The 13,212-nt window shown below is 38.8% G+C and carries 16 protein-coding genes; all 16 read right to left on the bottom strand.

Annotated elements, in window-relative coordinates; translation table 11 throughout:
* Positions 1 to 45: 45 nt before the first annotated feature.
* The 16 genes from JZO85_RS17620 to JZO85_RS17545 all read right to left on the bottom strand — a co-directional run bounded on the left by JZO85_RS17620 (position 46) and on the right by JZO85_RS17545 (position 13,169).
* Complete coding sequence (locus JZO85_RS17620) at positions 46 to 735, bottom strand: amino acid ABC transporter permease (protein WP_010740388.1); 690 nt, start codon at positions 733 to 735, stop codon at positions 46 to 48.
* Positions 736 to 747: 12 nt separating this feature from the next.
* A complete protein-coding gene (locus tag JZO85_RS17615; RefSeq protein WP_207109820.1) occupies positions 748 to 1,584 on the bottom strand; it encodes a transporter substrate-binding domain-containing protein in 837 nt (278 codons plus the stop codon).
* A 210-nt stretch (positions 1,585 to 1,794) separates the two neighbouring features.
* Entirely contained in the window at positions 1,795 to 2,601 is an 807-nt protein-coding gene (locus JZO85_RS17610) for a transporter substrate-binding domain-containing protein (RefSeq protein WP_207109819.1), read from the bottom strand.
* A 136-nt stretch (positions 2,602 to 2,737) separates the two neighbouring features.
* Entirely contained in the window at positions 2,738 to 3,523 is a 786-nt protein-coding gene (locus JZO85_RS17605; RefSeq protein ID WP_207109818.1) for an acetyl-CoA carboxylase carboxyl transferase subunit alpha, read from the bottom strand.
* Entirely contained in the window at positions 3,520 to 4,389 is an 870-nt protein-coding gene (accD, locus tag JZO85_RS17600) for an acetyl-CoA carboxylase, carboxyltransferase subunit beta (protein WP_207109817.1), read from the bottom strand. The genes JZO85_RS17605 and accD overlap by 4 nt, the downstream gene beginning before the upstream one ends.
* Before the next feature lie 11 nt (positions 4,390 to 4,400).
* A complete protein-coding gene (locus JZO85_RS17595; RefSeq protein WP_207109816.1) occupies positions 4,401 to 5,765 on the bottom strand; it encodes an acetyl-CoA carboxylase biotin carboxylase subunit in 1,365 nt (454 codons plus the stop codon).
* 6 nt (positions 5,766 to 5,771) lie between these two features.
* Positions 5,772 to 6,194 (bottom strand): 3-hydroxyacyl-ACP dehydratase FabZ, encoded by a 423-nt coding sequence (gene fabZ / locus JZO85_RS17590; protein ID WP_207109815.1) that lies wholly within the window; start codon positions 6,192 to 6,194, stop codon positions 5,772 to 5,774.
* A gap of 103 nt (positions 6,195 to 6,297) precedes the next feature.
* Positions 6,298 to 6,768 (bottom strand): acetyl-CoA carboxylase biotin carboxyl carrier protein, encoded by a 471-nt coding sequence (accB, locus tag JZO85_RS17585; protein WP_207109814.1) that lies wholly within the window; start codon positions 6,766 to 6,768, stop codon positions 6,298 to 6,300.
* Between the two features lie 2 nt (positions 6,769 to 6,770).
* Positions 6,771 to 7,997 carry a beta-ketoacyl-ACP synthase II gene (gene fabF / locus JZO85_RS17580; protein ID WP_207109813.1) on the bottom strand — a complete coding sequence of 409 codons (1,227 nt, stop codon included), beginning with the start codon at positions 7,995 to 7,997 and terminating at the stop codon, positions 6,771 to 6,773.
* Between the two features lie 17 nt (positions 7,998 to 8,014).
* The gene (fabG, locus tag JZO85_RS17575) at positions 8,015 to 8,746 is read right to left on the bottom strand and encodes a 3-oxoacyl-[acyl-carrier-protein] reductase (protein ID WP_207109812.1); all 732 of its coding nucleotides are present in this window, start codon (positions 8,744 to 8,746) and stop codon (positions 8,015 to 8,017) included.
* Positions 8,730 to 9,674 (bottom strand): ACP S-malonyltransferase, encoded by a 945-nt coding sequence (gene fabD / locus JZO85_RS17570; protein WP_207109811.1) that lies wholly within the window; start codon positions 9,672 to 9,674, stop codon positions 8,730 to 8,732. Before fabD ends, fabG begins: the two co-directional genes overlap by 17 nt.
* Before the next feature lie 64 nt (positions 9,675 to 9,738).
* Positions 9,739 to 9,966, bottom strand: coding sequence for an acyl carrier protein (locus JZO85_RS17565; RefSeq protein WP_010746005.1), 228 nt, complete (start codon positions 9,964 to 9,966; stop codon positions 9,739 to 9,741).
* A 51-nt stretch (positions 9,967 to 10,017) separates the two neighbouring features.
* Positions 10,018 to 10,980, bottom strand: coding sequence for a beta-ketoacyl-ACP synthase III (locus JZO85_RS17560; RefSeq protein ID WP_207109810.1), 963 nt, complete (start codon positions 10,978 to 10,980; stop codon positions 10,018 to 10,020).
* Positions 10,977 to 11,417, bottom strand: coding sequence for a fatty acid biosynthesis transcriptional regulator FabT (gene fabT / locus JZO85_RS17555; RefSeq protein WP_207109809.1), 441 nt, complete (start codon positions 11,415 to 11,417; stop codon positions 10,977 to 10,979). The genes JZO85_RS17560 and fabT overlap by 4 nt, the downstream gene beginning before the upstream one ends.
* Before the next feature lie 195 nt (positions 11,418 to 11,612).
* Positions 11,613 to 12,776: an SAM-dependent methyltransferase gene (locus JZO85_RS17550; RefSeq protein WP_207109808.1), complete on the bottom strand. Its 1,164-nt coding sequence runs from the start codon at positions 12,774 to 12,776 to the stop codon at positions 11,613 to 11,615.
* A gap of 162 nt (positions 12,777 to 12,938) precedes the next feature.
* Positions 12,939 to 13,169: a YkuJ family protein gene (locus tag JZO85_RS17545; RefSeq protein WP_010740403.1), complete on the bottom strand. Its 231-nt coding sequence runs from the start codon at positions 13,167 to 13,169 to the stop codon at positions 12,939 to 12,941.
* Positions 13,170 to 13,212 lie beyond the last annotated feature (43 nt).

Below are 13,212 nucleotides of genomic sequence, written 5' to 3'. Positions count from 1 at the left end.
TTCTTTTAAACAACACCTATTACGCAGAAGATGAAAACTAAAACCTTATCTTTGATATCCTTTTCCAAGTTTTTTCTCCCATAAATTCAGCAAGCGTGACGTGACAAAGGTCATCACGAAGTAAAGCGCCGCTGCGACAAAATATGGTTCCAATGGAATATAAGAATTTGAGATAACAATTTGAGCAGACCCCATTAATTCGTTGATTCCAATTGCAGTCAATAGGGAAGAGTCCTTGATCAAAGTAATGAACTCATTTCCTAAAGGCGGCAGAATATTTCTTAATGCTTGAGGTAAAATGACATAACGCATCGTCTGTGCGGGACGCAAGCCTAGCGAATGCGCGGCCTCTGTTTGGCCATAATTCACAGCGGTTATTCCACCGCGAATGATTTCTGCCACATAGGCTCCTGAGTTCAAGGACAAGACAATCATCCCTGGAATCAGTCGTCCTAAATCAACTGTCAAAACACCAACCTCTAGATCCTTTGAAGGAAAGAATCCTTGCAAAACGAGAAAACCAATCATAATCTGCAGTAGCATCGGGGTACCGCGAAGTACTTCGATATAAATATTCGCCAACCAGTTTAGTGGTTTATGCTTAGACAATTTCAAAAGGGCCATCACTAACCCAATTAACGTTCCTAAAACAACTGTAACGAGTGAAATAATTACTGTAATACCAGCACCTGAGGCAAAATAAGATAAGTATTTATCTAAAAATGAAAAGTTCAATGCATGTTCCCTCTATTCTGCTGATTTTTCGGCTAATTCATGATTTTGCTTAACGTATTCATCAATCTTGCCTTCATCATTTAACTTTTTAATAATTTTATTTATTTCTGTTTGTAACTCTTTACTGTCTTTTGGTAACGCGATTGCAAATGCTTCATCCTTTGATGCCTTCAAATCAATATTAGCAATCATCAGATCAGAATTTTGCTGTACATAGGATTCAGCAATTGTTTTTTCTACGACCATCGCGTCTAATGAACCACTATTTACTTCAACAACCATGTTAGGAACTTTTTCGATTGAAACAGGTTTTGAATCTTTTAATTGAGTTTTAACGATGTCTTCTTGAATCGAACCTTTTTGAGCCCCAACATTTTTATCTTTCAATGAAGCTACGCTTGTAAATTTGTCTTGATTCTTTTTGTTAATAATTAAAACTTGAGGTGGATTGTAATAATTGTCAGTAAAGTCAAATTGCTCTTGACGTTCTTTTGTCGCGGAAATTGCTGAGATAGCAATATCAGATTTTCCTTCTTTTAATGAAGCCAGCACTGTATTGAAGCTCATATCAGAAACCTCTGCCTTCACACCTAATTCTTTAGCAATTTCATTAACTAAATCAATATCAGCACCGACGATTTTATCTTTTCCATCCACCATTGTATGAAATTCAAACGGCGCATAGTCAGCTGATGTTGCCACTTTTAACACACCTGCTTTTTTGATCGCTGCTAATTGATCTTCTGATTTTGCACTTGATGAATCAGCAGTTTTATCACTGCCTCCCCCACACGCTGCTAGAGTAAATAGCGCTACTACTGTCATAACTAAGCCGGTAATCTTTTTCATCCTGTTTCCTCCTAAAATTATTTTATTATTATTTAGCCTTCAAAAATTATGGTCTCATCAAACGAATAATACTTTTTGAATGCTTTTTTCAATGAATTTATTATAGCATGAAACTTTCATAAAACAAGCAATTTGTTGTATAAATATTAAATATACATTGAATACTGCTTTACATACTGTATATATTCAACTTCATAGTGAATAAATATTTTAATCTCCACCTTTTTGAGACAATTGATTGTTCTCTTCAACCATTTGATCAATTGTTCCCGCTTCTTTCATTTCTTTGATATGTCTATTAAGTTCCTTAACCAATTTTTCATTACCTTTAGGAACCGCGATACACAACGCATCCTCTTTCATACTTTTCAGTGAGATATTAGCAATCATTAGTTCTGGGTTTTTATTGACGTAAGCATCCGCTACGGTTTTTTCAACTACTAATCCATCCAAAGAGCCGTTCTTAACTTCTACAAAGATATTCGGCAATTTTTCGATTGAAACTAGTTTTGCTTCTTTCATTTGTTCCTTTACAATATTCTCTTGAATCGTTCCTTTTTGAGCACCAACCTGTTTCCCAGCAAAATGATCAATCGATGTAAACTCATTTTCATGTTGTTTATTAATCACAATCACTTGAGGGGATGTATAATAGTCTGTAGTAAAATCAAAGCTTTCCTCTCGTTCACTGGTGACGGAAATCGCTGAGACTGCCACATCTGCTTTTCCTTCTTTAGCAGCTGCCAGAACTGCATTAAAACTCATATCCAACCACTCAACTTTGACGTCCATTTTTTTCGCGATTGCTTCCATCATTTCAATGTCAGCACCTACGATTTTGTCTTTACCGTCAATTGTAGTATGGAAGCCAAAAGGAGCATAATCTGGTGAAGTCGCTACTTTGATCACACCTTTTTCTTTAATCGTATCTAATTTATCCTCTTCATTCTTACTTCCACATGCTGCTAATACAAATAAAGCTATTCCTGCTAGTACAACCTTCAACCCTTTTTTCATATGCTTTCCTCCATAATTAGTTTTTAATAGTATAGCATATTTTTTCATTTAATCTATAGTTTCATGAATATTTATTTAATAAAGAGCGATTATTTTGCATAAAAAAAGAACAGCAGAAGCTGTCCTTTTTAGCTTGTTAAAATTTTCTAAATCGCTGATATCTTTTTTCAATCAATTCTTCTGACGAATATTTTGATAGTTCAGTGATTTTTTCAACTAGAGATTTCCGCATCATACGAATGATTTTATCTTCACTAAGTTTTTTCCCCTTCAATGTTTCGGGGATCACACGGTCAATAACATCCAACTGCAACAGTTCTGCTGCAGTAATCTTCATCAATTCTGCCGCCTCATCTGCTCGTTTTCCGTCTTTCCAAAGAATCGATGCAAATCCTTCTGGTGAAAGAATCGCATAAATACTATATTCCATCATCCAAACTTCATCTGCTAACGCTAATGCTAACGCTCCACCACTGCCGCCTTCTCCAGTTACAATTGAAATAATCGGAACTTTTAAATCAGACATCTCTAAAAGATTACGAGCGATTGCTTCGCCTTCTCCTCGCTCCTCAGCCTCTACACCACAGAATGCACCCGGTGTGTTTACAAAACAGATTACTGGGCGATTGAACTTTTCAGCCTGTTTCATTAGACGGAGTGCCTTGCGATACCCCTCAGGATTCGGCTGCCCAAAATTACGCTCCATGTTTTCTTTTAAATCGTTTCCCTTTTGAATGCCGATTATCGTTACTGATTTACCTGCAAGCTTGGCAATACCGCCAACAATAGCAGGATCATCTCCAAATAAACGATCACCATGTAATTCTTGAAAGTCAGTAAAGATTTTTTCAAAATAATCTAGACTAGTCAAACGATCTTGATGCCTTGCTAATTTAACAATTTCTCCAGCAGTTAGACTCATTCTTCACACCAGCCTTTCTGTTGATGAAATGCCAGTAATTGTGACAACCGATCTCGTAAAACCATTCTTGGTACAATTTGATCAATAAAGCCATGTTGCAAAAGAAATTCCGCCTTTTGAAAATCATCTGGCAGTTGCTGGCGAATAGTCTGCTCAATTACTCGTCGACCAGCAAAGCCCACTAATGTTTGCGGCTCAGCAAGGATAATATCCCCTTCCATCGCAAAGCTGGCAGTTACACCGCCAGTAGTTGGATCCGTTAAGACAGTAATATAAAGCAGTCCCGCATTACTATGTCGTTTGACGGCTGCTGAAATTTTGGCCATTTGCATCAGTGAAAATATCCCTTCTTGCATACGAGCTCCGCCTGAAGCGGTAAACAAAACTACAGGCAGACTTTCGTTCAAGGCCTTTTCAAAAAGCCGAGTAATTTTTTCACCGACGACTGTTCCCATACTCCCCATAATAAAATTGGCATCCATTACACCAATAGCAACAGCTTGATCGTTAATTGTTGCTTTCCCTGTTAATACGGCTTCATCCAAACCAGTTTTTTCTTTGGTTTCTTCGATTTTAGTTAAGTATTCAGGAAAATCAATCGGATTATTTTGTTCTAGCTGATTATCCCAATCAGTAAAACTTTTTTCATCGATCGTTAGAGCCAATCGTTCCCAAGCACTGATCCGAAAACTATACCCGCAATGAGGGCAAACTTTTTCAGCGCCAATCTCTTTTTTGTAGAGGGTACGTTTGCAATTTGGACACTTTGCCCACATATCATCAGGTACAGCTGGTTTCGTTGTTGGTACACTGTCGCGGTTAGGATTGATCCGAATGTAGTTTTTTTTCTTATTAAAAAGTCCCACCTAAATTCCTCCTACTCGCTTTGTTGCCACTCAGGTAAAAATGTTTTTTGCAAGAAACTTGTGTCATAGTCGCCAAATAAAACACTCGGATGACTAATCAGATCCATTTGAAATTCAACATTCGTAATGACCCCGTCAGAAACAAACTCGCCCAAGGCCCGCTGCATCTTCATTAAAGCGTCAAAACGATCTTCACCATGGACAATGATCTTCGCAATCATTGAATCATAGTAGGGCGGAATCGTCACTCCACTATACATCGCACTATCTACCCGTAATCCTAATCCGCCGCTAGGCAAAAGCAACGTTTTGATTCTACCAGGAGAAGGCGCAAAGTTAAATGCTGGATTTTCAGCATTTATTCGGCATTCAATAGAATGTCCTTGAAACTTCACATCTGATTGTTTTAAACCTAAAGGTTCACCCGCTGCAATTTTGATTTGCTTTTTCACGATATCTATTCCTGTTACCATCTCTGTGATTGGATGCTCTACTTGGATACGAGTGTTCATTTCCATGAAATAGAAACTTCCCTCTTCATCACGTAGAAATTCGATCGTTCCGGCACTCTCATAATTTACAGCTTTCCCAGCTTTGACAGCGATATCTCCAAGCATTTTGCGAGTATCCTCACCGATAACAACAGAAGGAGCTTCTTCTAATACCTTTTGATTATTTCTCTGCAAAGAGCAATCTCGTTCGCCTAGATGAATGACATCTCCTTGCTGATCTCCTAGAATCTGTACTTCGATGTGACGTGCAGGATAAATAATTTTTTCCATGTACATCGCGTCATCACCAAAAGCTGCTTTAGCTTCTGACTTTGCAGATAAGAAATTCTTTTCAAGCTCGCTTTTTGTAGGAACCTTGCGAATCCCTTTTCCTCCGCCACCAGCAGCAGCTTTCAGCATTACAGGATATCCGATTTCATCTGCAAGCTTTTCTGCTTCTTCCAGCGTTTCGATCGCACCGTCACTGCCTGGTATAACAGGAACACCTGCATCTTTCATTAGTTGCCGTGCATGAATTTTATTTCCCATCGCGTCGATGGTTGTTTCGCTTGGTCCAATGAACTTGATGTTACATTCCGCACACATCGTCGCAAACAAACTATTTTCTGACAAGAAACCAAAGCCAGGATGAATCGCCTCGGCATTTGTTACGATTGCCGCACTCAAGATTTCCTGCATATTTAAATAGGAGTCACTTGAACGCGCGGGGCCAATACAAATTGCTTCATCCGCCATTTCAGTATGCAACGCTTCTTTATCCGCTTCAGAATAAACCGCAACTGTCTGAATTCCTAATTCACGACAGGCCCGGATGATCCTTACAGCAATTTCGCCACGATTAGCGATCAAAATTTTTGAAAACATAGACATCTATCCAATCATAAAAGTCAGTTCTGCTTCGGCAACTTTTTTACCATCGACATATGCGATGCCTTTTCCACAGCCGGCTGAAGAACGAACTTTTGTTAATTCTACTTCTAAAACTAAGGTATCTCCTGGAACAACTTTCTTACGGAATTTCGCTTTGTCAATTCCACCGAAATAGGCAGTTTTGCCTTTGAATTCATCCATTGATAATAAAGCAACAGCACCAGCTTGAGCCATTGCTTCAACAATCAATACACCTGGCATTACTGGTTCATGAGGAAAATGACCTTGGAAAAATGGTTCGTTAACAGAAACATTTTTTTTAGCCTTAATGTTTTTTCCTGCTTCTAATTCTTCCACTCGATCAATCAGCAACATTGGATAACGATGCGGAATAATTTCTTTAATTTCTTCAATCGTTAGCATTTATAAATCCTCCTAGTTCGTATAAATGAGCCTGTTGCTCATCATGTCTATCATTCATCTAAAGCTTACATTTTTTAGCACTATGAAAAATTGAATTAATCCCCTAGTTAATACGGAATAATGGTTGCCCATACTCAACGACATCTTCATTTTCTACTAAAATTTCAGTGACGGTACCATCAAAGTCACTAGTAATTTCGTTTAACAATTTCATCGCTTCAATAATACAAACCGTTTCGCCTTGCTTCACCGTGTCGCCAACTGATTTGTAGGCATCTTGCTCTGGCGATGGTTGTAAGTAGACAATTCCTACAATTGGTGAAGTGATTACTTCACCTTCGCTTTTAGTCTCAGCAACCGGAACATTTTCTGAATCCGAAATCGGAGCAGCTGATGCAGTTACCTCAGCTGTGGTTGATTCCATGGACTGAACGGTTTGAACTGGTGCTGCAGTTTGGCGACTCATCTGATTTTTATTCATGTATAATTCAAAGCTGCCTTCACGTAAATCAAATTCAGTTAGGTTTGAATCATTAAATTGATTCAGCAGCTCTTTGACTTCGTTGATTTCCATGCTTAATCCTCCCAGCGTTTCAAGCAGATCACAGCGTTGTGACCGCCAAAACCTAGAGAATTACTCACCGCATAATTGACTGGTGTTTCCTTTGCTTCGTTCACAACAACATTTGCCTTGATTTCTGGATCTACTTCTTGAATATTTGCGGTTGGTGGAATAAATTGATGTTGAACAGCCATCAATGAAGCAACTGCTTCTACGCCTCCAGCGCCCCCTAATAAATGTCCCGTTAATGATTTTGTACTGCTGACATAAGCTGTTTCGGTTAGCGCAGCCTCAATTGCCTTACTTTCCGCTTTATCGTTTGCTTGTGTACTTGTTCCATGGGCATTCACATAATTAACATCAGCTGGAGAAATTCCTGCTTCTTTGATTGCTTCTGAAATCGCTCTTGCTGCGCCTTCTCCGTCTGGTGACGGAGCCGTCATATGGTAAGCATCGCATGTTGCCCCGTACCCAACAACCTCACCAAGAATATTTGCACCGCGTTTTTGCGCGTGTTCTAAGGATTCTAGAACCAGAACACCAGCACCCTCTCCCATGACAAAACCATTGCGGTCTTTATCAAATGGAATTGATGCTCGGGCTGGATCCTCTGACGTACTCAAAGCTGTTAATGAAGCAAAGCCAGAAATCCCAATTTTATTAATACAAGATTCAGCACCGCCAGCGATGATAACATCTGAATAGCCGTGCTTGATATTACGGAATGCTTCCCCGATTGAATGGGTTCCACTGGCACATGCGGTTACAGTACTTGTACAAATTCCTTTTGCTCCAATACGTAAAGCAACATTTCCAGCTGCCATATTCACGATCGCTAAAGGTACGAACATAGGAGAAACGCGTGCTGGTCCTTTGGCATCCATTTTTAATACTTGATCTTGGATTGTTCCTAGACCACCAACACCTGAACCAATCATCACACCAAAACGTTCCATATCTTCTTCTTCAGTGTTGATTCCGCTCATTTCTAATGCTTCAAGGGCGGAATAGATAGCATATAGCGAATAAGTTTCCATTCGTTTAGTATCTTTTTTGACAAAATATTTTTCCAAAGGGAAATCCTTGACCTCAGCCACTACTGAAATACCTGTTTCACTGGCATCAAAACGAGTGATTGGACCAAAACCATGATTTCCTTCTTTTAAATTTTTTAAAAATGTTTCTTCATCATTACCAATTGGTGAGGCAACACCAAAACCTGTAATTACGACACGATTCATTTTATTCCGTCCTTTCTTTACATGACCATTCCGCCATCAACGTTCAATACTTGACCGGTGATATAACTATTTTGCGCCAAGAATAAGGCAGCATTTGCCACATCATCCACATTGCCAAAACATTTTAGCGGAATTTGCCCTTCCATTTGTTCTTTAACTTTATCGTTCAGTTCATCTGTCATATCCGTTTTGATAAAACCAGGGGCAATCGCATTACAAGTGATTCCCCGTGGTGCTACTTCTCGCGCTACAGCTTTGGTAAAACCGATCACACCAGCTTTGCTTGCAGCATAGTTGCTTTGCCCGACATTCCCGATCAATCCTACTACGCTGGACAGATTGATAATCGCACCGGCACGTTTTTTCATCATTTTCTTCAAAACCTGCTGAGTCATATTAAATGTTCCTTTTAAATTGATGTCCATGACTGCATCAAAGTCCTCGGGTTTCATTCGTAAAAGTAATTGATCCTTTGTAATTCCGGCATTATTAATCAGAATATCGACCGAGTCTAAAGTTTCTTCACATTCCTTAATCATTTTTCCAGCTTCATCAAACGAGCTGATGTCGCCGCAAATGCTAGTACATTTCACACCTAAAGCTTCAATCTCAGCTACTTTCTCTGCTGGGATCGCTTTTCGGCCGTTCAATACAATATTGGCTCCTGCTTGAGCAAAAGCTTTCGCTATGGCCCAACCTATTCCACGGCTGCTGCCGGTAATAAACACTGTTTTATTCGTTAGTTCCATTAGGACCTCCCAAAAAGCTGATTGTTTCTGCTAATGTTTTGCTATCTTCCACACGACTCATCGATAACGAACGATCAATCTTCTTAATAAAGCCGGTTAGTGTTTTTCCAGGACCAATCTCGACTAGTTGAGAAATACCTAATTCCTTCAACTTCTCGATACTGTCACTGAATCGTACCGGTGACATCACTTGTTTCGTTAATAATGAAACGATTTCGCCTTGAGGCATACTTTCTGCAGTGGTATTTGAAATCACAGGAACATTCATTTCTGAAAAAGTGATTGTCTGCAGCTCTTGATTCAAGCGTTTGCTGGCAGGTTCTAATAATGCGGTATGGAATGGACCGCTAACGTTCAACGGAATCATCCTTTTTGTTCCAGCAGCTTGCAATAATTCTTCCGCTTTTTCGACTGCGGCAACTTCACCGCCAATCACGATTTGTTGCGGAGTATTATAGTTTGCTGGCGAAACAACTCCGAGAGCAGAAGCCTGATGACAGCAATCTTCAATCACTTCAGCAGCTGTATTCATCACAGCTACCATTTTTCCACTTCCAGTTGGCGCAGCTTCACTCATGAACTGACCACGCTTGTAAACAAGCTGTACCGCATCGCTAAATTTTAGTGCACCTGATGCAACTAACGCTGTATACTCACCTAAACTTAAGCCTGCCAATGCATCAGCTTGAAATCCTTGAGTTGTTAAAATACGTAAGAAAGCCGTGCTGACTGTCAAAATAGCTGGTTGCGTGTACTTTGTTTCATTTAACTGATCATTTTCTTCGAAACACAAGTCCTCCATTGAAAAGCCTAATAAATCACTAGCCTCTTCAAAGGTTTCTTTTACAATTTTTTCTTGCTGATATAACTCTTTGCCCATTCCAACATATTGAGCGCCCTGCCCGCTGAACAAGAATGCTGTTTTCATGATCGTCTCCTAATAGCAGGAAAGGCCAGGCCTTACGCCTAGCCTTTTCCCGAAATTTTATTAATTAAGCGTTTTGTTGTTTTTCAACATATTCAACTAAATCTTTAACAGTTGTGATACCGTCTTCTGTTTCGATTTTCACATCAAATTCGTCTTCGATTTCGTTGATGATTTGGAACAAGTCCAAGCTATCTGCCTCAAGATCTTCTTGAATGTTTGTTTCTAATTTTACTTCTTCTTTTTCTACTCCTAGTTCTTCTACGATAATGTCTTGGATTTTTTCGAATGTCATAAGTTGTTTCCCCCGATAATTTTAAGTTTTGATTTTATATTTTTAACAAACTTACAGCTGAATCAGCAGGTTCCCCCACGCTAATCCACCGCCATAGCCTGTCAATACCACTTTTTGCTTGCTATTTAAAGATAAAACATTTGCTTCAACCAGTTCATCCAATAAAATTGGGATACTTGCAGCTGAAGTGTTCCCATAATTCATTAGATTCATAGGGAATTTTTCAATTGGCTCATTCATTTTACGAGCCATTTTTTCAATGATTCGCTTATTGGCTTGATGCAGCAGATAATAATCAACTGACTCCTCACCAATAAATTCTTTCAAACTTTTGGTGACATCATTTAAAGCGAAGTTCCAGATTCCGCGGCCATCCATAGATAGCGCTGTATTAGTCTCCGTTTCTTCATGAAAGATATTACTGTTTTTGCGGAAACCCGAGGTCAATGCATTAGCTCGTTCGCCATCTGCTCGCAGCATCTGCTTTATAATAGAAGGTTCTTCATTTGCTTCTAACAAAACTCCCGCAGCGCCATCACCAAAAAGTACAGCAGCTGAGCGATCCTGCCAATCTAACAGCTTAGAAATTTTTTCACCGCCAATGACGATTCCACGAGTCATTCCACTGCGCACAAAATTTTCGGCAGTAGCTAATGCATAAACAAATCCTGCACAAGCCGCCGTTACGTCAAAAGCCATTGCCTTTTTAGCTCCGAGTTGACCTTGTACCTGACAAGCTACAGAAGGCGATGTATAATCTGGCGACATTGTAGCAACAATGATAAAATCCAAACTCATAGGATCAATTGTCGCTTTATCGATCAGTTTTTCAGCAACACGCAAACACATATCCGACGTATTTTCCTCTTCGGCGATATGTCGCTGTTTGATTCCTGTCCGCGTTTCTATCCATTCATCCGACGTATCCAGCCATTCGGTCAAGTCATCATTTGTAACGACTTTTTCAGGTAAATAGCGTGCCGTTGCGATTATTTTTCCGAACCCCATACTCATTTGATCTCCTCTAAGTAACTATATAGGTTTACTAGCGCTTTTAAGAAAACCTCTTGCTCGTCCGGATTCAAATCCTTGATGGCACTTTTTACCATCTCGTGGTGAAAATGCTGATGAATTCGAAATACTAAACGTCCTTTTTTCGTTAAACCCAGTTTAACTACTCGTCGATCATCTTCGCTGCGAATACGTTCTACATAGCCCTTTTTCACTAAGCGATTGATTGATGTCGTCAAGGTGCCAACAGTTACTAATAATTCTCTTGCAACCTCTGTTGTCGTCTTCTTTTTGTACATCCCGATTGCATCAATAGTATGCATCTCAGTAATCGTCAAATCGCTGAATTGTGATTTTTTTAGTTCGTTTTCTTCAATCGACAAAACGTCGTTGAAAATTGAAACTAAATAGGTATTTAATTCTTCCCAGTTTCTTTCCATGTCCTCACCTAATTAGTTTGATTATCAAATCATTTGATGTTCAAACTATATCTTATTTTTTTTCTGAATGCAACTACATTTTTTCAATTAACCAAAAATTAATGAATGTAGCTGATGCCTCTTATTTTTTCTATTAATAAAATACTTTGTCTATCAAAGGAATTAACGACAAAAAAAGAAGCGGACATCCGCTTCTTAAACATTCCGGTGCATTGGAACAGCATTATTATTGGGATGAACCAACAAATATTGGATAACATCAATATTACTGGCTTGGAATGAAGCTGCACAGGCCTGTAAATATAAATCCCACATTCGATAAAAGGTCTCATCTTTTTGTTCAATTACTTTATCTGCCACCTGATGGAAGTTCCTTGTCCAATGCTCCAACGTTAACTGATAATCACGACGAAGACTTTCAAGATCAACCAACTGCAGATCATTTTCTGTGATGTGTCCGACTAGTTCACTCACACCAGGAATATAGCCGCCTGGGAAAATATATTGATTAATCCATGCATTTTTCGCTCCGCCTTGTTGGCGGCTGATTCCATGAATCAACGCTGTTCCATTAGGAGATAAATGCTTCTCAACAACTTTAAAGTATTCCTGCAAATTTTCTGCACCTACGTGCTCGAACATGCCAACACTTGTAATGTGATCAAACGTACCCTTTAGATCCCGGTAATCCATCAATTCAACAGATACAGTGTCCTCTAGGTTTTCTTTCTTGATAATCTCTTGGATATGTTGAAATTGCTCTTCGCTCAGTGTAATTCCTTTGGCTTTGACCTTATATTCTTTTGCTGCAGTCAAAATCAACGTTCCCCAACCGCAGCCAATATCTAACAATGTCTCCCCTGGTTGAATGAACAATTTATTCAAGATATGATGCACTTTATTGATTTGAGCTGTTTCTAACGTATCCTCAGGCGTTTCAAAGTAAGCACAAGAATACGTCAGCGTTCGATCTAACCACATTTCATAAAAATCATTTCCTAAATCATAATGACTATGGATATCATGGGCTGATTGTTTTTTTGTATGCTTTTCTTTTGGCATCCATTTTTTGAAGTTATTATTATGGAAAAATCCGTTTGCTTGATTATACACATCATAAATCAACGCTTGTAAATCACCCTTGATTTCGATTTTCTTTTCCATGTATGCTTCTCCAAGTGCTAACGAAGCATTACTGATAAGCTCTTTTACTGGAATTTTCTCATTAAAAATAATTTCAAAGACAACATCGCCTTCTGGTTTTCCATATTCCTTTACAGAACCATCCCAAAAAGTCACTTGAGTTTTTTGAGAGAAAGATGGTTTAAATAATTGATTGTATACTTCTTTGTCTAACATATTATTGCCTCCCTCATAGTATCTTCTGACTAAAACTGAATAAGTTCAAAAGATTTGCCCCGGGTTGGCGAAAAAAATAGGAATTCCTCATAAAATTGTAATCAAAAATTATATGAAACCCCTTAATAAAAAAGAATACAAAAAAAAACGGGTTTCCCCGTTTTATTGAATCAAATCATAAATTTCCATCGCAACGATGTCGATGTTGTCAAATTGATAAGATTGTTTGCTGTCGCTTTCAGTAAGCTCAAATGTTTCTGTTGTATTATCATAAGTTACAGTACATTTTTCTACGCCCTCTTTTTCAAAACGACGCAACTGTACTTCATTATCGGTCGATTCAGTCATTGCTTCTAAGCGTTTAATAATGGCAACTAATTGTGAATGTTTCATCTAGGTGCCCCCCTTCTTCTCAATTCTGTCTTATTGTATCAAA

It is taken from the genome of Candidatus Enterococcus murrayae (genome assembly GCF_017315985.1).
GTDB classification, from domain to species: Bacteria; Bacillota; Bacilli; order Lactobacillales; family Enterococcaceae; genus Enterococcus_A; species Enterococcus_A murrayae.
The sequence above is the reverse complement of the archived record's forward strand: the minus strand, read 5'-3'. Positions and strand labels throughout refer to the sequence as shown.

Bases quoted from the DNA above. Each gene is read 5' to 3' on its own strand.
- JZO85_RS17615 (WP_207109820.1), bottom strand. From the start codon at position 1,584: ATGAAAAAGATTACCGGCTTAGTTATGACAGTAGTAGCGCTATTTACT.
- JZO85_RS17610 (WP_207109819.1), bottom strand. From the start codon at position 2,601: ATGAAAAAAGGGTTGAAGGTTGTACTAGCAGGAATAGCTTTATTTGTA.
- JZO85_RS17605 (WP_207109818.1), bottom strand. From the start codon at position 3,523: ATGAGTCTAACTGCTGGAGAAATTGTTAAATTAGCAAGGCATCAAGAT.
- JZO85_RS17595 (WP_207109816.1), bottom strand. From the start codon at position 5,765: ATGTTTTCAAAAATTTTGATCGCTAATCGTGGCGAAATTGCTGTAAGG.
- fabZ (WP_207109815.1), bottom strand. From the start codon at position 6,194: ATGCTAACGATTGAAGAAATTAAAGAAATTATTCCGCATCGTTATCCA.
- accB (WP_207109814.1), bottom strand. From the start codon at position 6,768: ATGGAAATCAACGAAGTCAAAGAGCTGCTGAATCAATTTAATGATTCA.
- fabF (WP_207109813.1), bottom strand. From the start codon at position 7,997: ATGAATCGTGTCGTAATTACAGGTTTTGGTGTTGCCTCACCAATTGGT.
- fabG (WP_207109812.1), bottom strand. From the start codon at position 8,746: ATGGAACTAACGAATAAAACAGTGTTTATTACCGGCAGCAGCCGTGGA.
- fabD (WP_207109811.1), bottom strand. From the start codon at position 9,674: ATGAAAACAGCATTCTTGTTCAGCGGGCAGGGCGCTCAATATGTTGGA.
- JZO85_RS17565 (WP_010746005.1), bottom strand. From the start codon at position 9,966: ATGACATTCGAAAAAATCCAAGACATTATCGTAGAAGAACTAGGAGTA.
- JZO85_RS17560 (WP_207109810.1), bottom strand. From the start codon at position 10,980: ATGAGTATGGGGTTCGGAAAAATAATCGCAACGGCACGCTATTTACCT.
- fabT (WP_207109809.1), bottom strand. From the start codon at position 11,417: ATGGAAAGAAACTGGGAAGAATTAAATACCTATTTAGTTTCAATTTTC.
- JZO85_RS17550 (WP_207109808.1), bottom strand. From the start codon at position 12,776: ATGTTAGACAAAGAAGTATACAATCAATTATTTAAACCATCTTTCTCT.
- JZO85_RS17545 (WP_010740403.1), bottom strand. From the start codon at position 13,169: ATGAAACATTCACAATTAGTTGCCATTATTAAACGCTTAGAAGCAATG.